This is a genomic window from Chroococcidiopsis sp. TS-821, assembly GCF_002939305.1.
Lineage (GTDB): Bacteria > Cyanobacteriota > Cyanobacteriia > Cyanobacteriales > Chroococcidiopsidaceae > Chroogloeocystis.
In genome coordinates, this window is the sequence record NZ_MVDI01000001.1 from 1,494,731 (window position 1) to 1,512,653 (window position 17,923).

At 41.3% G+C, this 17,923-nt stretch carries 19 protein-coding genes and 1 pseudogene; 4 read left to right on the forward strand and 16 right to left on the reverse strand.

What is annotated here, in order from left to right:
- The 6 genes and pseudogenes from B1A85_RS06745 to B1A85_RS06770 all read right to left on the reverse strand — a co-directional run bounded on the left by B1A85_RS06745 (nucleotide 1) and on the right by B1A85_RS06770 (nucleotide 4,003).
- On the reverse strand, nucleotides 1–666 hold the full coding sequence (locus B1A85_RS06745; RefSeq protein WP_104546096.1) for a V4R domain-containing protein: 666 nt from the start codon (nucleotides 664–666) through the stop codon (nucleotides 1–3).
- Between the two features lie 35 nt (nucleotides 667–701).
- Nucleotides 702–1,178: a phycobilisome protein gene (locus B1A85_RS06750; protein ID WP_104546097.1), complete on the reverse strand. Its 477-nt coding sequence runs from the start codon at nucleotides 1,176–1,178 to the stop codon at nucleotides 702–704.
- A gap of 12 nt (nucleotides 1,179–1,190) precedes the next feature.
- Nucleotides 1,191–1,550: a hypothetical protein gene (locus B1A85_RS06755; protein ID WP_104546098.1), complete on the reverse strand. Its 360-nt coding sequence runs from the start codon at nucleotides 1,548–1,550 to the stop codon at nucleotides 1,191–1,193.
- Complete coding sequence (locus tag B1A85_RS06760) at nucleotides 1,547–2,269, reverse strand: V4R domain-containing protein (RefSeq protein ID WP_104546099.1); 723 nt, start codon at nucleotides 2,267–2,269, stop codon at nucleotides 1,547–1,549. The genes B1A85_RS06755 and B1A85_RS06760 overlap by 4 nt, the downstream gene beginning before the upstream one ends.
- A 553-nt stretch (nucleotides 2,270–2,822) precedes the next feature.
- Nucleotides 2,823–2,915 (reverse strand): annotated as a pseudogene (locus B1A85_RS25135) (IS1 family transposase); the annotation flags it as partial.
- 692 nt (nucleotides 2,916–3,607) lie between these two features.
- The gene (locus B1A85_RS06770) at nucleotides 3,608–4,003 is read right to left on the reverse strand and encodes a RidA family protein (protein ID WP_104546100.1); all 396 of its coding nucleotides are present in this window, start codon (nucleotides 4,001–4,003) and stop codon (nucleotides 3,608–3,610) included.
- Between the two features lie 105 nt (nucleotides 4,004–4,108).
- Between B1A85_RS06770 and B1A85_RS06775 the strand changes: the two genes are divergently transcribed.
- The gene (locus tag B1A85_RS06775) at nucleotides 4,109–4,696 is read left to right on the forward strand and encodes a hypothetical protein (RefSeq protein ID WP_104546101.1); all 588 of its coding nucleotides are present in this window, start codon (nucleotides 4,109–4,111) and stop codon (nucleotides 4,694–4,696) included.
- A gap of 7 nt (nucleotides 4,697–4,703) precedes the next feature.
- On the opposite strand, the gene B1A85_RS06780 is transcribed toward B1A85_RS06775, so the two are convergent.
- The 5 genes from B1A85_RS06780 to B1A85_RS23870 all read right to left on the reverse strand — a co-directional run bounded on the left by B1A85_RS06780 (nucleotide 4,704) and on the right by B1A85_RS23870 (nucleotide 9,463).
- The gene (locus B1A85_RS06780) at nucleotides 4,704–5,273 is read right to left on the reverse strand and encodes a Uma2 family endonuclease (RefSeq protein ID WP_104546102.1); all 570 of its coding nucleotides are present in this window, start codon (nucleotides 5,271–5,273) and stop codon (nucleotides 4,704–4,706) included.
- A gap of 73 nt (nucleotides 5,274–5,346) precedes the next feature.
- Nucleotides 5,347–5,979, reverse strand: a complete 633-nt coding sequence (locus B1A85_RS06785; RefSeq protein ID WP_104546103.1) for an acetoacetate decarboxylase family protein — start codon at nucleotides 5,977–5,979, stop codon at nucleotides 5,347–5,349.
- A gap of 105 nt (nucleotides 5,980–6,084) precedes the next feature.
- Complete coding sequence (dnaK, locus tag B1A85_RS06790) at nucleotides 6,085–7,998, reverse strand: molecular chaperone DnaK (RefSeq protein ID WP_104546104.1); 1,914 nt, start codon at nucleotides 7,996–7,998, stop codon at nucleotides 6,085–6,087.
- Nucleotides 7,999–8,588: 590 nt separating this feature from the next.
- The gene (locus B1A85_RS23865) at nucleotides 8,589–8,759 is read right to left on the reverse strand and encodes a hypothetical protein (protein WP_168192355.1); all 171 of its coding nucleotides are present in this window, start codon (nucleotides 8,757–8,759) and stop codon (nucleotides 8,589–8,591) included.
- Nucleotides 8,760–9,292: 533 nt separating this feature from the next.
- Nucleotides 9,293–9,463, reverse strand: coding sequence for a hypothetical protein (locus B1A85_RS23870; RefSeq protein ID WP_168192356.1), 171 nt, complete (start codon nucleotides 9,461–9,463; stop codon nucleotides 9,293–9,295).
- 415 nt (nucleotides 9,464–9,878) lie between these two features.
- Between B1A85_RS23870 and B1A85_RS06800 the strand changes: the two genes are divergently transcribed.
- Nucleotides 9,879–10,583, forward strand: coding sequence for a cytochrome b/b6 domain-containing protein (locus tag B1A85_RS06800; protein WP_104546106.1), 705 nt, complete (start codon nucleotides 9,879–9,881; stop codon nucleotides 10,581–10,583).
- 172 nt (nucleotides 10,584–10,755) lie between these two features.
- Nucleotides 10,756–12,747 (forward strand): cation:proton antiporter, encoded by a 1,992-nt coding sequence (locus B1A85_RS06805; RefSeq protein WP_104546107.1) that lies wholly within the window; start codon nucleotides 10,756–10,758, stop codon nucleotides 12,745–12,747.
- 49 nt (nucleotides 12,748–12,796) lie between these two features.
- Here the strand turns inward: B1A85_RS06805 and B1A85_RS06810 are convergent, their stop codons facing one another.
- Genes B1A85_RS06810 through B1A85_RS06820 form a run of 3 tightly spaced genes read right to left on the reverse strand, consistent with a single transcriptional unit; the run spans nucleotide 12,797 to nucleotide 14,320 of the window.
- Nucleotides 12,797–13,267, reverse strand: a complete 471-nt coding sequence (locus B1A85_RS06810) for an HNH endonuclease (RefSeq protein ID WP_210404210.1) — start codon at nucleotides 13,265–13,267, stop codon at nucleotides 12,797–12,799.
- An 11-nt stretch (nucleotides 13,268–13,278) separates the two neighbouring features.
- The gene (locus B1A85_RS06815; protein WP_246841341.1) at nucleotides 13,279–13,677 is read right to left on the reverse strand and encodes a hypothetical protein; all 399 of its coding nucleotides are present in this window, start codon (nucleotides 13,675–13,677) and stop codon (nucleotides 13,279–13,281) included.
- A 28-nt stretch (nucleotides 13,678–13,705) separates the two neighbouring features.
- Entirely contained in the window at nucleotides 13,706–14,320 is a 615-nt protein-coding gene (locus B1A85_RS06820) for a hypothetical protein (RefSeq protein WP_104546109.1), read from the reverse strand.
- A 238-nt stretch (nucleotides 14,321–14,558) separates the two neighbouring features.
- Between B1A85_RS06820 and dusB the strand changes: the two genes are divergently transcribed.
- Nucleotides 14,559–15,614, forward strand: a complete 1,056-nt coding sequence (dusB, locus tag B1A85_RS06825; protein WP_104546110.1) for a tRNA dihydrouridine synthase DusB — start codon at nucleotides 14,559–14,561, stop codon at nucleotides 15,612–15,614.
- A gap of 90 nt (nucleotides 15,615–15,704) precedes the next feature.
- Here dusB and B1A85_RS06830 read toward each other — a convergent pair whose 3' ends face one another.
- Entirely contained in the window at nucleotides 15,705–16,190 is a 486-nt protein-coding gene (locus B1A85_RS06830) for a DUF2059 domain-containing protein (RefSeq protein ID WP_104546111.1), read from the reverse strand.
- Nucleotides 16,191–16,667: 477 nt separating this feature from the next.
- Nucleotides 16,668–17,864 (reverse strand): PQQ-dependent sugar dehydrogenase, encoded by a 1,197-nt coding sequence (locus B1A85_RS06835; protein WP_104546112.1) that lies wholly within the window; start codon nucleotides 17,862–17,864, stop codon nucleotides 16,668–16,670.
- Nucleotides 17,865–17,923: the final 59 nt, after the last annotated feature.

Genomic DNA, 17,923 nt, shown 5'->3' on the forward strand with positions numbered 1-17,923 from the left:
TCAACGATTACCCTTACACAGCCAAGCCATAATAATTTCATGCTCGTGCCCTTCATCTAACCAGGCTGCTATTGGTTTGAGACGCTCTGGTAAACCTAAAACAAAGCGGTTACAATCAGCCTGCAAAGACTCACAAGAAGTTTGCACGCAGTGGAGTTGTCGTCCAGTAATTTGGCTAAAAAAAGCACTCAGTATGCCTGCTTCTAGAAAACACGCTGGTTTTTTCGCTTGTAAAGGTTGCTGTGCAAAAGGGGAGTTCCAAATTTTAATAACTAAAAATCCTTGCTGGTAATGGTTCATGTCAAAATCAAAAGTTCCCCAACCGTGCGTTTTCCAGCATTGTTTCAGGCATTGCAGAAACTCTACCATTTCCATTGCGGCTAAAGGCTTGCGGTAGTAGTCACTTACTTCTTCAACAAAACGGGCATAAAAGTTCTTACCCCACCAACGACCACAGTTAAAAAGTACTAAACTCGCGGCTTGACCTGTTTCTTTTTCGATACCAGTATAAATTGCTCGCATCAAAGTTTCTGGTAAAGCTAAAAGGCGATCGCCGCGACGGTTTTCAATCAAACCTGCTTCAAAGTCACCCTTAATGTAAGCATCAACAGCAAAGTAGTTTCCTGGTAAGCGTTCGTCTTGCAGTAAATCAGTAATAGCAATCATTAGCAATCTTCCCTATTCAAGATTGAACAGTATTTCTACAATTCAGCCACAGCGTTTGCCTTCAAAAGAGTCGTCTCAGCTTGCGCTAAAAAAGGTTGCAATAAAGCCAACTGTTGCGCATTCAAATGTTCTTGCAACTGATTCTGTAAAAGTTGACATATGTTTGTCTCAATTGCTTGTGTTCGATGAGCTTGGACTATACCAATCAGCCATTCTAAAAGTCTTTGCTGAAGAAATTCTTGGTTATTGAGCAGCATCGCCATAGTGCAGTAGCGCAAGACTAATAGCCAACGTTTCAAAGCTTGCTCTAAATCTCGCTGATTCTGCGCAAAAGTTACCAGAAGTTGATCGGCGATTGGTTGAAAGATGGTGACTTCTTGATCGCGCAGTAGCTCATAGATTTCGAGGCGCACTTGCAGCGATGCAATACAAAGCTTGGCAGTCGTAATCTCCTCTAGAGTCAAATAGTGGTCTTCAGCCTCGTAGAGTAGACTTTTAATCTCGGAGTGCATATTTAATTCGATTTAAAATAGTGTCGATAAGTCTGTCAATGTTGTTTTGATAGGTACTTCAAATGAGTTTGGCAGCGGCAATTTCTTTGGTAAAGAGCCTATTTCTGGATGACCTTCCCAGCAAATCAACTTGAAAAACTCACTCACCTGTAAAGTTAAGCTTGAAGATTGATTTATGCCGTGCAAGCTAAACTTTTCATGGAGTTGACCTTGCCAGTTAGTGAAGCTAAAGAATTCTTGTAGTGATAGGCATTGCCAAGCAATTAAGTTTAAAGATTGTTGTTCGTTGGAAATTCTTCGCGGTTGACCTTGCCAGTTAGTGAAGCTAAAGAATTCTTGTACGGATAACAACCAGGAATTTTGACTACTCATCTGAGTCGTTCCCCACTTTGGAGCCGCATTTCGATATCTCTAGCGGTAGCACCTTCGTTCTGCCAAAAGGTTGCGGCATCTATACGATCTTGTTTACCCAGTAGGAATTTACAGTAAGTTTCTCCCATTGAGTAGCACTGGATTTCAATACAGCTTAATGGTTTTTTCACCATCTCACTAAAGAAACCAGCAAACAAACCAGCATAAAGATGACACACAGGTTTACCAACATCACCTAGTGTACGGGCTACTGCTGAATCAAAGACATTGATAAACGTAAATCCATTCTTTTGGTCACGTATGTCTACTTCCCAGTTTCCCCAACCCTGGCTAATAAAAGGCCACCACCAAGTCTCTAAAAGAAAGGCAGAATTCGTTTCAGTAATTGTCTTTTTGTACTCCTTCTCAAACCACTGTTGGAAAAAATTGGCATCTTTACTACCCCACTCGTAGCCAATATTGTACATAACAACCGTCGAAGCACTACCGACTTCTTCTTCTAAGCCCTCAATCAAACCAATGATGAAATCTTCACTAACAAAAATATTACGGGACTCATTCCAATCGATGACTGTTCCTGTATCAAGATGAAAATGAAAAAAATCATCAAAACTATAGTGGTCATGCTTTGTAGGATATTTCTGTTTGAGAAAATGCTTTACTTTGAATGCAAACTCGTCTTTCTGGTCAATAAGTATATTTATAGAAGTAACAACCATACTAGGTATCCTTTGATTTAAAAATTGCTAAATCATATTGCTCTTAGCTTCTCTTTAATCGTTTCTACCTATGTATATCCTTGGTTAATGACTTAAAGCATCGATGAAAATACCATTTTTATTTGTTTACATATTAATAACATTCGTAACTACTTGATGACGCCTTATCAATCATTGTGACGAATTAAGCTTAACATTTCTACAAATATTTCAACACAAATGAACATTTTTATGAGAATTTTATTTTTTTGGAGAAGTTAATCAATCTTGCTTGTTCTATTTTTAAATTAATTGCACTTTTTTTCAGTATAATTACTGTTAACCAAGACATACTTCTAACGAAGACTTTAGCTGATACCAATAGCAAGGTCGAGTGAGAATATGTTGGTTGTTAAAAATTGACATCATGGAAGCATAAGTGAGCCCGACCTACCAAGACAACTGCTAGTATTCAATCAAGCCTCTGACTGATGTTTTACTATCAACGAGCGAATCGGGTAGTACTACATAAGTAATGAACAAGTAATGACGCATTGTCATGATGGATGAAATACTAAACGGTAGCAATGCGATCCTCCAACGATTTTGAGAAGGACAAGGTTTTGCGGACTAGTCGGGAGACTCGCTGTCTCAGCGTGTTGTTGAATTACTCAATGTCGTTTCGCGGTAGCATTGCTCCATAGACTACCCAAAAGTCTGTGTAGGCGATCGCACACCGGCGATAGACCAAAGGCAAGGATTCTCATTGAAATGCTCGCGTTTTGGGGTGTTACCTGCACGCTACGAGGCACCTACTTGCGTATATTTCTCATCGACGTAGGTTTACAACCATTGCTCAGAAACTTGGATGGTAGAGGCAATATCAGCCAGTGAAATACGCTCTATCAGTACTCGAGCAATGAGTCTTCGTCTTGGGTCAATCACTTTGTCGTTGGTTGTTCGACAAACAGTCGTCCACAGTGATGACATTTGAAGCGTTGTTTAATATTGCGAACGCGACCATTCTTCACTGATTAGAAAGGATACACGCAGCGGACAAGCAGGCACGCGAGGAAAATTAGCAACAGACGCTACTTCTCTATCATTACATCTTGGGCACTACTGCAAACTGTATTTGTAGGTTGCGATGTAGACTCAGCCCAGTAAGCTTCACTTATACACCACCACGTCGTAATTTGTTTTCGCTCCAAATAACGTAGGCGATCGCTAACCCTATTGCTCCCACAATCAGCGAAAAAGCTAGCATCTTCCCTCACAAGTTAGTTATATTGCATTCTAATTTTAGTTTAGCTTGTCTGCCACTTTGTGATAGTTTTCTGTATCACAACGATTGGCTTTTTAACAATCAACATCGCAAACGGCTTCGACTTCGACTTCGACTAGCATTGCGGGATCGACAAGTGCTTGAATTTCGACCATTGTGTTTGCTGGTGGATGTTCGCCAAAGTATTCTTGGTGTGCTTGCGCAAACTCAGCCCAGCGTTTTATATCCGTGACATAGACGCGAGTACGGACAACATCGTGCAAGTCTGCGCCTAAATTTTGTAAAGCTTTTTGAATAATTTCTAGACAGCGCTTGGTTTGAGCATACGCATCATTTGGGGCAAAAACACCACCTTGCTCGTCAACAGGCGCAGTACCCGATACATAAATCTGATTCCCAACACGGATAGCACGACAGTAACCAGCTTTCGTTTCCCATGTCGTTCCCGACGATGTTCTTTGTCGTTGCATACTTGTTTCTCGGCGATCGCCAACATCTTCTAAATTAGTTGGAGGAGGCTAGCTAAGCATTATAAAGCTTGATAGATTGCAAAACACAATGATAAGGAGTAGCAAATGACTGCAATAGCATCTACTGATTCACCTGATTTTATGGCAACTTTAACGGCTGCTGTAAAGAGTAAAAAAAGCGATCGTCCCTCAACTTCCGCAGTAGTTTTGGCACTGTTACAAGCAGAGAAAGCAGCTAAACAGCAACGCATTGTCTATTCTGTAGACAGGTTATTAGGTACTTGGCAACTTTGGTTTACTGCTCCACGCAAAGCACACTTGCAAAATGGTCAAGCTTTAGGAAAAGGCTTTTATATACCTCAAATTACACCCGCGCAAATTTCTTTCATTAATCAAGACAAGTTATCTATTAGCAATCAGATTCAATTAGGTTCACTAATATTTAAGCTTACAGGTTCTGCTAAGTACCTGGGAAAGAAAAACTTGCTAGCGTTTGACTTCACTTGGATGCAATTGAGCTTGTTCGGTCGAACTATTTATAGTGGTAAGTTTCGTACTAAAGCTAGGACAACTGATTTTTTTGAGCAACCAATTGCTAAACTTCCTTTTTTTGCTTTCTTTTTGGTAACTGAAGATTTTATTGCGGCTCGCGGTCGTGGTGGTGGAATAGCAATTTGGGTTAGGAATAAGTAGGTTGTTTCTAATTAGGAAAAATTTTAGATAAATCAAGTACTAAGTCTGAGAAATGAGGTAATTTAACTGATTCTGTTGGGAGAAAGATGAGTTTTTGGCGATACCCAAAGTGATTTTTTAAATCTTGATAAGGCTCGCTGTAGCATTCTAGGCAATTAGCTTGTAAGTTAAATATCCAGTAATGAGATATCTTGGCTTCTGCGTATAATGGTAGTTTAACTTCTTGGTCGTAACTCAAAGAATCAGCTATTTCAATCAGCAGCAATACATCGTCTGAAGTGGGATGAGCAGATAAGTAGTCATCAGAACGATTGCGCACAATTGTTAAATCAGGCTCAGGCTCACTATCTTGAAATAAGACAATAGGTTCTTGTCCGCGTATAACGGTACTGTTTCCTACTAGCTTAAACAATTCGCGGTATAAACGAGTGCTACAAACAGAGTGAGATGTGCCTTTAGCTGACATTTGAAAAATTTCTCCGCGAATAAGTTCAACTCGGTGTTCTTGAAAAAATCCAAGTTCTGCGAGGCGGTGATATTCTTCTGGTGTGAAGCGTTTAGCCGTGACTGTACTCATGAGCACTCCAAATATGCGATCGCAGGTTGTATTCAAATCGTAGCTCGCAGCAGCAATGAACTGACTAAATGCATTAACGTCTTGTTGTCACTACTGGTGCATTCACAGTTAGCCGTAGCTGTGATGCAGAAATTGCCAACCAAGGTTGACCTGAAATGAGATGAGTAAAAGGACTAGTGGTGGGTACTGTTAATTGCGCATTAACTAACCCGAATTGTGCCTCTACATCAAATGAAAAATTCAACAAATCAGCATTCTTAGTACTAAAACTAGAAGCACCTAAGCGCGGTTTAAAGCCAAGACTAAATAAGGAATTGTAGTTCAAAGTACACAGAGGGCGATCGCCTTGTCGCACGCTAACGCTGTTGTTTCCCCAGATAAACTCTGCAAGTTCTTTTGGCAATCCCCAAATTTCGCGCCCGCCAGCAACAGAATCAGGGTTATCGACATAAATATGCGAAACCCAGCCACCGATTTTCCCTGAGTGAGTGACAGCAGCAGCAACGACGATTAATTCGCTGTACTCTAGTACTGAACCCGTAGTGTAATTAGATAGATACACTCCACCAACTGTCTTACCAGGAAGTACAGAAATGATATCGAGTTGTTGAGGAATTAAAGCACGAACGCGGTCAATATCTACAAGATGCAATGTTGCAACTGCAAAACCTTGAAGTGTCCAGGGTGGTTGGGGATATAGTGCCATTTTTCGTATTCTTTAGCTATTACCTCTTACCTATTACCCAACTATCTGCAAAAAAAAATCCCCACTCAGGAGAATTCCGAGTGGAGACTCAGCTATGAACTGCAATTATTTGGTTTCGGTGAAATCTGCATCGATAACATCGTCACCGCCAGGAGTAGCACCTGCATCGCTACCATCAGGAGTAGGACCGCCACTAGCCGCAGCACCGGGACCACCTTGTTGTTGATATAGGTTTGTACCAATGCTGTAGAGGGTTTGCTGTAACTCTGGCATCAAAGTTTTAATGCGATCGTCATCTTCTTTAGAGACAGCTTCGCGCAAGTCTTTGACCAAGCCTTCTACTTTGGTTCTATCGCTAGCAGGGACTTTATCACCTAAGTCTTGCAATTGCTTCTCGGCTTGATATGCTAGAGAATCAGCTTGGTTTTTGCGATCGACTTTTTCACGGCGCTCTTTATCAGCAGCAGCGTTTCTTTCAGCTTCAGCTACCATGCGTTCAACTTCGGTCTTATCGAGAGTTGAAGCACCAGTAATGCTAATTGATTGTTCTTTACCACTGCCTTTATCTTTCGCAGTGACGTTGAGAATACCGTTAGCGTCAATATCGAAGGTGACTTCGATTTGCGGAACGCCACGCGGTGCAGGAGGAATGCCATCGAGGCGGAATGTCCCTAAGCTCTTGTTATCACTCGCCATTTCGCGCTCGCCTTGTAGAACGTGAATTTCTACGTTAGTTTGCCCGTCAACTGCTGTGGAGAAGACTTCAGATTTCTTAGTAGGGATTGTGGTGTTGCGTGGAATAATCCGAGTCATAACACCGCCTAAGGTTTCTACACCCAAGGATAGTGGCGTGACATCGAGTAATAAGATTCCTGTAACATCACCTGCAAGAACGCCAGCTTGAATAGCTGCACCAACTGCGACAACTTCATCAGGGTTAACACTTTGGTTCGGTTCTTTACCCAGCATCCGCTTGACGAGTTCTTGAACTGCGGGAATTCGTGTAGAACCACCAACCAACACAACTTCGTTAATCGAGTTTTTGTCGATCTTGGCATCGCGTAGAGCATTTTCTACAGGAACGCGGCAGCGATCGATCAAGTCGGAACACAATTCTTCAAACTTGGCACGCGTCAGCGTCATATCCAGGTGCTTAGGGCCATCCTGGGTTGCGGTAATAAATGGTAAGTTAATTTCTGCTTGGGTAACGCTCGAAAGCTCAATTTTGGCTTTTTCTGCCGCTTCGGTTAAGCGTTGTAGCGCTTGTCTATCTTTACGCAGATCGATTCCTTCACTTCTACGGAATTCTTCTGCTAAGTAATCGACAATTTTCTTATCGAAGTCGTCACCACCTAAGTGGGTATCACCAGAGGTCGCTAATACTTCAAATACACCATCGCCGACTTCAAGGATGGATACGTCGAAGGTACCACCACCAAGGTCAAATACAAGAATAGTTTCGTTACTCTTCTTATCAAAGCCGTAGGCAAGGGAAGCGGCGGTAGGTTCGTTAATAATCCGTAAGACTTCAATACCTGCGATTTTTCCAGCATCTTTTGTTGCTTGACGCTGCGAGTCATTGAAGTAAGCAGGAACGGTAATAACTGCTTGAGTAACAGTCTCGCCTAGGTATTTGCTGGCATCTTCAACTAACTTACGCAATACCTGCGCAGAGATTTCTTCTGGGGCAAACTGCTTGCCAACACCAGGGCAATCGAGCTTGACATTGCCACTGCTATCGCGCAACACTTTGTACGCTACTTCGGTAGCTTCATTTGTGACTTCGTCATATCGACGTCCGATGAAGCGCTTTACCGAGTAAAACGTGTTTTCGGGGTTCATAACTGCTTGGCGCTTAGCAATTTGACCTACCAAGCGATCGCCATTCTTCGCAAAGGCAACGACGGATGGCGTTGTCCGAAAACCTTCTGCATTAGCAATAACGGTGGGTTTACCACCTTCCATCACTGCGACACAGGAGTTAGTCGTACCTAGGTCAATTCCAACTACTTTTGCCATTGGGAATCTTGGCTCCGTATAACTACTTAAATGAGAACAAAACTAGAATTGAACAACTATCTAATCAGCAGCCCCTTCCAGTTTCAATACTGATGAATTTATGTACTGATTTATATACTGAACATGGCTTGCTACTCTATGAAGGAGGGTTTTCCGAACATATCCAGGACGGTTAAGCGTAGGAGTGTTCATCAAATCTCCACATTCTTGACTGCTGACTGCACTGTGTCTAATGTACGCAAATCAGTAGCCTGAAGAATTGGGGCGAACCGTAATTGAGTAGTTGTGTTTGCCGTCATATACCATTAAGTAGCAAGCACAGCTTATGTTCTCACCTAGTCTGAATTACTGGGAACTCTACAGCGCAACAGCTTCCTTGATTTCTTTTAACTGGGAAAGGCAAACTGAGTTTGATGGAGTGGCAAATCTTGCTTTTATTTGCTCTAAGACTTCGGTTTCTGGGATTTTTCCTGCAATTGCTGAAACTCACTATTTAAATGATTTAATTGAGTTTGATTATCCAGTAAGCTGTAATTTAAATTGTGTAAATTATTAGTAACTTGCTGAATTTCCTGTGATATTTTTTCTCTTCAACGGCGTTCAGATTGGCGGGTAACAACTGTGGCGCTTATTGTACTTGCTGCACCTGCTACCATACCTGCACCTAAACTACGCGAAGCAGGGAAAGCAGACGCTACCATACCCCCGACCATGACAGTAAAAGAACTCGCTAAAAAACCATTTAAGAGCCACTTATGCATTGATGAACCTCAAAGGTGTCGTAATAATTGATTTACAATAAAGGACAATTATTTGTCGCTTATATGTAGAATTCCCAAAAATGTTTATATGAGTGTTAGATTTATACAAAATTATTATTTCAGGTAAACAACTTCATAAAAAAAATAAGTTGACATCAACTAGGGTATGACTGCGAACCTTAGCTACCCTGGAAAAAAGAGTTAGTATTAACTATTTAGTAAGCTTGATGATGTGTTAGTGTTTTGGATAGTATTATTTAGCAACCGAGTTATGTAACTCAATTCACCTTTAAAGTAAGCACAATCACGGTGTTAAAATCGTTGAAATTACTGAGACTAAATATAATATTTGAAATTAAAATTAATTTTCCTAAGTAATTATGCTTGTCGATGCTTGAAAGAGGTCTACCGCGATCGCAATTCACTGATACATAAGAGCAAGCCTTTAAGGAAGCTATCAAAAAGTTACTGGCATAGAAATCTTAGAATGTGTATTCACGTACAACGATTATTTATCCGTATCCGTAACGCTGCTAGTGTTCTATATTCTTGTGAAGATACTGCTGTGTTTGCTCGTTAGACGGAATACCATTGAGAGTTGCTATAACTGCGGAATCTTGATGCATCCGGCATAAGATAGAAGAATCCTCTACACGCCGAAGAGAAGCGGTGAAGCGATCGCTACTAAATTGTTCAACTTGCATAAATAAACACTATTGAGGTGCTATTCGCAGAAAGAGTGCTGCTACTTTTGACTGCGAAATCCTTCTTTAAGAACTTATTGCGAATCTGTACTATCTTTCTAAATTATGACTACGCAAACTTTGAGGGCAAGGAAAGGTTGGTAAAAATTGGTATTAATGGTTATTAGTAATCAATTAAAACTTGCGATAGAATTGCATTAGATTTTTTTTAGGAAATGGTTAAACGCATTCAGTTTTTACAAATCTCAATAAAGGAAAATTTATCATATATTTTTCATAATTTGAATTGAGTTTTTTTAGTGCTTATATTAAATGATTTCTATAAATAAACGTTATATTTTCAAATATTTACTAGAGTTATTTTTACAATTAGTACTGCTGACTGCACGTATCTACTCATTGCACTTGCTGCTATATGAAATCGACTCAACCTTATCAACCGCTACTTTTGCGCATTCTGCATGGACTTACAGCACTTTTCCTGATTGCTGCAATTCTGACTGCTTACTGGACGTATGATACATATGACGGGCGTTGGGGCAGAATTTCCCTGCCTACCTTTAGAGAAATTGAAGGTATACATGGAACTTTTGGGTTGTACACCTTACTGATATTTCCTGCATTTGTTATCTATGCATTTCATCGCGGGCAAAAGCGGCTGATTCAACCTGATTCATGCACTAAACTAACTCAGGTTGGTAAACCTATCTGGTGGTACACTTTGAACCGTTTTACGAATACATTTGCGCTGCTTGCGTTAACGTTTGCGCTTTTTAGTGGCAAGATGATGGATTCAGGGTGGTTGCCGAGGGGAGAACTAAATCACGGGTGGTACTATGCGCACTTGATAGCCTGGGTTGTTATGGTGAGTGCGATCGCGCTTCACCTATTAATGAATGCAAGGGTGGGCGGAGTTCCTTTACTGCTATCGATGCTCAATTGGCGATTTCGGGATAAAGATAGTCCTAGGCTATGGGCTAATCATCTTACACAATGGTGGTCAAGTGTTCAACGGGGTTCTTGGTCAAACTGGTTTCCATCTGCATCTATTTTGACGATACTAGAATGGGCGATTTTAGTAAGTATTGCTGCTGCCTGGATTATTCCATTATTTAAGTAGCTGCTAGACAAAAAACAGACTTTCGCCAAATAAACTATTAATACCTAATTAACTCTATTTTGACGCTTCGTTAACAGTAGGCAAATGTGAGATTCCTAAGAAATTTTCCAAACGCAAGCTATTTGTACTGCTGCAACTATACGCTTTAGGAAATAACTAGAGAAACGAGTCAATGGCTAGCTTGACGCTGCTTGTCGAGATGGTGACGGTTTTGGGATCTGCAGCAACAGGAGGTTATCTGGCAAATCGACTGCGGCAACCTGTGTTGTTAGGATACCTCATCGGTGGTGTAGTTGTAGGTCCTGCGGGACTCAATTTAGTCACGCTAGAAGGTGACATTGAGGTGCTATCTGAAGTAGGAGTGGCGCTTTTACTGTTTGCTTTAGGTGTGGAGTTTTCGCTGAAGGACTTGTTGCGAGTTCGCGCGATCGCACTTGGTGGGGGTACGCTGCAAATCATCTTGACGATTCTTCTCGGTGGGGGACTTGCGTACTTGACAGGTTGGGTGAGTACGCTACCCAAAGCAGTATTTTTGGGGGCTGTGATTTCGCTTTCCTCGACGGCGGTTGTCTTTAAAAGTTTGATCGAACGCAACGAAGTACAAACGGCTCACGGACAAGTGATGCTGGCTATTTTAATCGTTCAAGATCTCAGCTTAGGTTTGATGCTAGCAGTACTTCCGGCACTCACTCAACCTCCAGATATTATTGGCGTAGCATTGATTGGCGCGTTACTTAAGGCTTCACTGTTTGTGAGTGGAGCAATTATTGCTGGAAAGTGGTTTATTCCGTTCTCGATTCGGCTGCTTGTTCAAACAGGTTCTCAAGATTTATTTCTACTCGGTATTGTATTGCTTTGTTTAGGAATTGCGTTATTTACCTCGGCGATTGGTTTGGGAATTGCGATGGGAGCATTCGTTGCGGGGTTGATGATTTCTAATGTGGAGTATGCAGATCAAGCGCTGGACCGCGTGATACCGATGCGCGATGTTTTTGCTACGTTGTTTTTTGCGTCGATTGGGCTGTTAATCGATCCAGGTTTTTTACTTGACAACATGGGGGTTTTGCTGGGATTAGTGGCGGTAACGATGCTGGGTAAAGCCGCGATCGCAACCTTCATTGTTATGCTATTTGGCTATCCGCTCAAAACTGCGTTGACGGTTGGTATTGGGATTAACCAAATTGGCGAGTTTTCCTTTGTATTAGCCGGTGTTGCGCGAAACACTGGGCTTTTTACCTCTAGACTTTATGGTTTAACTGTGGGTACAACCGCAGCTACTTTGTTGCTGACACCTTTCTTATTGAAAGCAACGCCTTATCTCTTAATTTGGTTAGAACGATTTGTGCAGATGAATTCGCGTTTGCAGTTTCGTTCCCCACAATTGGTTGAGATTGAAGAAAAACTTGTCGATCATATCGTTGTCGCGGGATACGGTAGAGTGGGACAAACGCTCGTGCGAATGCTGTATTTTCAAGGTCATCAAGTTGTTGTTATAGATAATAACGAAGCTACGCTGCAAACTTTACGAGGACGCGAAATAGTTTATTTTTACGGAGATGCTACAAGTACCTTAGTTTTAGAAAAAGCAAATCTTCGTCAAGCCAAAGCAATGGCGATCGCACTTCCCGATCCCATGGCAACGCGATTAACATTAAAACGCGCCCTAAGTATCGCACCAGATTTAGATATCACTGTCCGCGCCCACGTCAAGGAAGAAATTGATGTACTCTACCAGTTAGGTGCGCAAGAAGTTGTGCAACCAGAGTTTGAAGCTTCGTTAGAGATGGGCGCGCATCTACTCTTAAAACTTGGAGATTCACCGTATGCAGTGCAGCAAGTCGTCACGCGCTATCGTAACGGACGCTATCGCGATATTTTACCAGAACGCGCAGAATACTGGGGAGCGCTGAACCTAGAAACCGCAATTGAAGGACTACAGCAGCATTGGTATGTTGTCCGCGAGAATTCACCATTAGTAGGGCAAAGCCTTGCAAAAGCTAACATCCGTCGCTTAACAGGAGTGACAATTATGGCAATTGAGCGTCATCAGCAGCTATTGCGTCATCCCACAGGTGAAGTTGTTCTTGAAGCAGGCGATCGCCTTCTTGTAGTCGGAAACCCTGAAGAACACGTTGCGTTTAAAAAGCTAACTGCTAATTATTAAAAGCTCAAAGCAAGGAATTTATACTATTGCTCTTTTATAAGAACTACAGTTAATATCCCCTACGATTATTCTCATCTTTGAGAGACTCAAGTAATTGGCTAGGGCGTGCTGCCTTCACAGCAAGATAAAGTTCAGAGTGACGAACAAACATGTAATGCTCATACTCGTACCAGTGCTTTTCACCTTTTTCTTGATTACAAGCTTGGCAAATGACCCATAAATTCATAAAATTCATTGCTAGCCAAGGATATTGTGCTCTGGGAAGCTTATGATCGATTGTCTTACCGTTTTTCGCCGAGTAGTTTTCTCCACAAATGGGACAGTACCAGTTTGAATGCTTTTCTACCCAATCCTTACTTTCTTGAGTCGTTCCACACTCACTGTTACCGTTAATATACCGCCAGTAATCAAATTTTCTATAATTCTCAAAATCTCGATCGGTTAGTTTATGATATCTTTTTTTACCGAGTTGATCTGCAAGTTCAAATAATTCTTTGAGGTCTCTGTCTGTCAGTTTCATCGCGTTATTTATTATAGTTTGATAGTTCTATACGATTTATAGTGAGATTTTCTCGAAGTTTTTTTAGTGGTGTTACCAAAATCAATAAATTCAATTTCTGTTTCAGGAAAATGTCGATCTATTGCGTCTGCAATTTCATTCACTTCCTTAGACAAGCGGCAATTAAATTCTTCTCTTTCTTGAGAGGTAAGATATTTATCACCAATACGGTCAGCCTCTAAAAATAATTCTTCTAGCGTTAAATCTTCAAATTTATATTTATCTAAAAACTCCTCAATTTTATGGTAGAGATTAATAACGTGCTCCCAACCAACATTTTTATAACCATTCTGTTTTAACCATTTTCGATCTTCTTTGTGTAGCTTAGTTAATTTTTTTGAGTTATTACGCTGCACTTCGCGGTAACTCATTTTATTGAATCTTCTTTGTTTATTCATTTCAACCGAGTGTTGATTTAAATAGCTTTATCAATGCTTTGCGAATTTCGCTATCTTCATACTTCAAAAGCTGATTCACTTCGATAGCTAGCTTAAGCTTAATGGCATCAACTACATTTTTTAAATCTTTGTTATCTTTTTTAAGTTGGTCGTTGATTAAGTTCGACTTTTTTAATTTAGCGTTTAAATCTTTATTGACTGACGTTACATTTTGAAGTTCATCTTTGAGCGCTGTATTTTCTTTTTTAAGCTCGTCATTGACTGCGGTTAATCTTCTTACTTCCGCTTTTAATTCATTGACTGAAGCTAGGTTATGATTTTCTGCTTCGTTTCTTTCTCTTGCTTGTTTTAGTTCTTGTTTATATTGAGTAAGTTTGGCATCGTATTCTTGATGGATCTGTTCAATTTCTTTGTTCTTTTTGGTTACTTGACCTTTTTGGGCAGCTTGGAGACGTTGACGCTTATTAAGTTCAGAGCCAGCAAAATTTGAAATAGCTCGACGAATGGTAAGTTCGTCAGGATTATTATTGAAGTCTATGACTTCTAAAGCACGGATAGCATCTGCTTTCGTCCATGCTTCACTTTCGAGTAGCTTAATAGCCTCTGACTTTTTCACGGATATATAAAATTATTCATATTTTTACTTCTAGCTAGCTTTATAAACTGTATAAACAATGCTCAGCAACGGTATAATCACTGAAGCAAAAATTGCAGTCTATGTGTTATGCGTACAGCTCTAGTTAGGCGAACTAGAGCTGAGCTTGAAATCTCATCGAAATCCAAGCAGCTTAATATTAGGCGATATCGTTAAAGTATAAAGAGTCATCGCTTACTTATCTTTACGCTCGGTTGTTATGGTTCATCTATCTCCTAGCTTGCAAAATCGACTGGCAACACCCTTAAAAATTGGCTCGTTTGCTGTTAAAAGCCGCGTCTTACAGTCTCCGTTATCGGGCGTGACTGATTTAGTATTTCGGCGGTTAGTACGGCGTTATGCACCCGAATCGATGATGTACACCGAGATGGTGAATGCGACAGGGTTGCATTATGTCAAAGAGTTGCCCAAGATTATGGAAGTCGATCCGAACGAACGACCGATTAGTATTCAGCTATTCGATTGTCGTCCAGATTTCTTGGCAGAAGCAGCGGTGATGGCGGTAGAGGAAGGTGCGGATACGGTAGATATTAATATGGGTTGCCCAGTGAACAAAATCACCAAGAATGGTGGCGGTTCCTCATTGTTGCGTCAGCCAGAAGTTGCAGAAGAAATTGTGCGTTCTGTCGTTAAGGCGGTGGATGTACCCGTGACGGTAAAAACGCGCATTGGTTGGACAGATAAAGAAATTACTATATTGGATTTTGCCAAGCGCATGGAAGACGCTGGAGCGCAGATGATTACTGTACACGGTCGGACTCGCGCTCAAGGTTATAATGGCTCTGCACGCTGGGAATGGATTGCGCGAGTAAAAGAAATTTTGTCGATTCCAGTGATTGCCAACGGCGATATCTTCTCGGTAGAAGCTGCTGTACGCTGCTTAGAGCAAACAGGTGCAGATGGAGTTATGTGTTCGCGCGGAACATTAGGATATCCGTTTTTAGTTGGCGAGATTGATTACTTTCTCAAAACTGGACAAGAGTTACCGCCACCAACGCCTGTAGAACGGTTGCAATGTGCTAGAGAACATCTGCAAGCTTTATGGGAATATAAAGGCGATCGCGGTGTCAGGCAAGCCCGCAAGCATATGACATGGTATGCCAAAGGCTTTGCAGGTGCAGCAGAGTTGCGAGGATTACTCAGTGTGATTGAAACTGTCGATCAAGGGTTAGAAGTTATCGATCGCGCGATCGCACAGCTAGTAGATGATGAGTTGGAGTCTGAAGCAATTGTCCCTCACTTGCAAATGACGTAGGCTAGCGCTAATTTCTCGAACCAAGTGAAATAATTACCAATTACCAGTTACCAATTGAGCGCAACAGAATTATTTCAACTAGAAATACAACTAACGTATATAGCCTGCTGCTTGTAGTTTCTTAATAGCACGTGTCGCAGCTTCGATTCCGTATTGTTGACCAACTTTTGAAGATTCTTGCGCGAGTTGAGGTAAAACACTAATGATTTTTTGTCCTAGCGGTGTTTGATAGAAGGCGATCATGCCTTGAATATCTTCTTCGGTAAAGTATTTATTGTAAATACCTTCAATTCTTTGGTTCATTTCCTCATAATTCATTTCTGCTAAGAAAGAATCCCAGAACTTTTGTGGAACTTGAGGATATTGATTTTTTAGCGTGTTTATTGTTTGCAAAGTTACTTGGCGAGTCATATTTCTCTCGCCGGTTATTGTCATTAATTTCTGAATGCTGTTGTTTTGTTCGCTACGATTTCGGACTGATGGCAAGTAACTAACTTGAGTTTGAGCAACGGCTGGTGTTGCAGCAAAAGATAATGTAAAGAGTAGAGATACAGAATACAAAAACTTTAATTTCATTGTTTTTAAATTACTTACTGGATGTGTCGAGAAATTTAATATAAAAACAGTATGCTTTACGTCCAGCCTTGTGTGTATTTATACTGAAGTAAATTTACGTAAAACTCAAATTATTGTTTAAGGTGTAAAGTTTAAGACAAGCAACTGGCTGATTGTACGTCATTCAAGCTCTCTAAGCTCGATTCAGCTTTGTTACAAAATCTCAGTATTTAGCACAGGCTGTTACTGTGCCAATAAAAAAGCTAACCGTTGTTGTCCTCAGGCTAGCTTCAAATCGAACGTTGAGTTCTGAAAAACTACTGAATTTCCTCTAGTTCTTTGTCCTGCTTTTTCTGATTTAAGAAGTACTTACGTCACTTTCTAATCAACTATTCAATCTCTACGCAGAAACACGATGGTTGGGAAGTCATCACTGCTGTAGCAAAAACCAAAAGCGTAACATCATTTTGTCGGTTCGATCGTTCATTGAGCAAGCACTTAGACACTATCAATATCTTCCTCATCATCATCACCATTTAATTCTGCGGGTTCAATGCGGTAGAGTCCTCCCTCAGATTCATCAGTGAGAACATATATGTAACCGTCAGGACCTTCGCGCACATCTCGGATGCGCCCTACCGTCTGCAACAACAATTCTTCTTCGTGTAGAACTTCTTGTTCATTAAAGACTACACGGCGAATCCGCCGACTAGCAAGCCCACCTACTAAGAGATTACCTTGCCAGGATGGAAATCGGTTAGCAGTTACTAGCGCCACGCCAGAGGGAGCATGAGTTGGCAAAAATTCATAAAATGGTTCAGTAACGCCTTCCATGCGACGACCTACTGCTTCAGGAATTGGTTTTCCGGTATCGTAGTCAAATCCACGGGTCACAATGGGCCAACCATAATTGTTACCGGCTACGATGGGATAGAGTAAGTCTCCACCACGCGGACCGTGATCTACCGCCCAGATATCGCCTGTTGTTCTGTTGACGACTAGTGATTGAATATTGCGATTGCCATAAGTATAAATCTCGTCCGCAACTTCTGGATTGCCCACAAATGGGTTATCTGGAGGCACTGTACCATCGTCATTCAGCCTCAAAACTGAGCCAGCATGATCTCTTAAATTTTGGGCGCGTAGAGGCTCAAACCAGCGATCGCCAATTGTCATCAGCAGTTTGCCATCATTTGTCCAAGCTAGACGCGACCCGTAATGCTGTCCAGGTTCTGAGTAGCGATTTTGAACAAATATATCTTGGACATCGACTAACGTGTTACCTCTTAATCGACCCCGTGCTACAGCAGTTGCAGTTTGACCATTACCGTTTGGCTTGGAATAGGTCATATAAATCCAACCATTGGTTGCATAGTTGGGGTGCAAGACAACATCTAACAATCCGCCTTGGTTTTCAGCATTAACTTGCGGAACGCCAGATACCCGAGTTACTCTACCATTTTCAATAATATTGAGTCTTCCTGGACGCTCAGTTACTAAAAAACGTCCGTCTGGTAAAAATGCTACAGCCCAGGGATGCTCCAATCCACCAGCAATTTCAACGACACGAATTTCTTCATATTGAGTATCTTCTGTAGCAACTTCTCGGAAGGTTTGATTCGCGTTCGCTGCCCTCAGTTTTTCTCTTAAATTGGTTTCATTGGCGATCGCTGGTATTGTATAGGTAATACCCATGACTAGGGCAAGCGACAAAAATGGTATTTGTTTCAATTTTATAGCCACGCTACAAATTA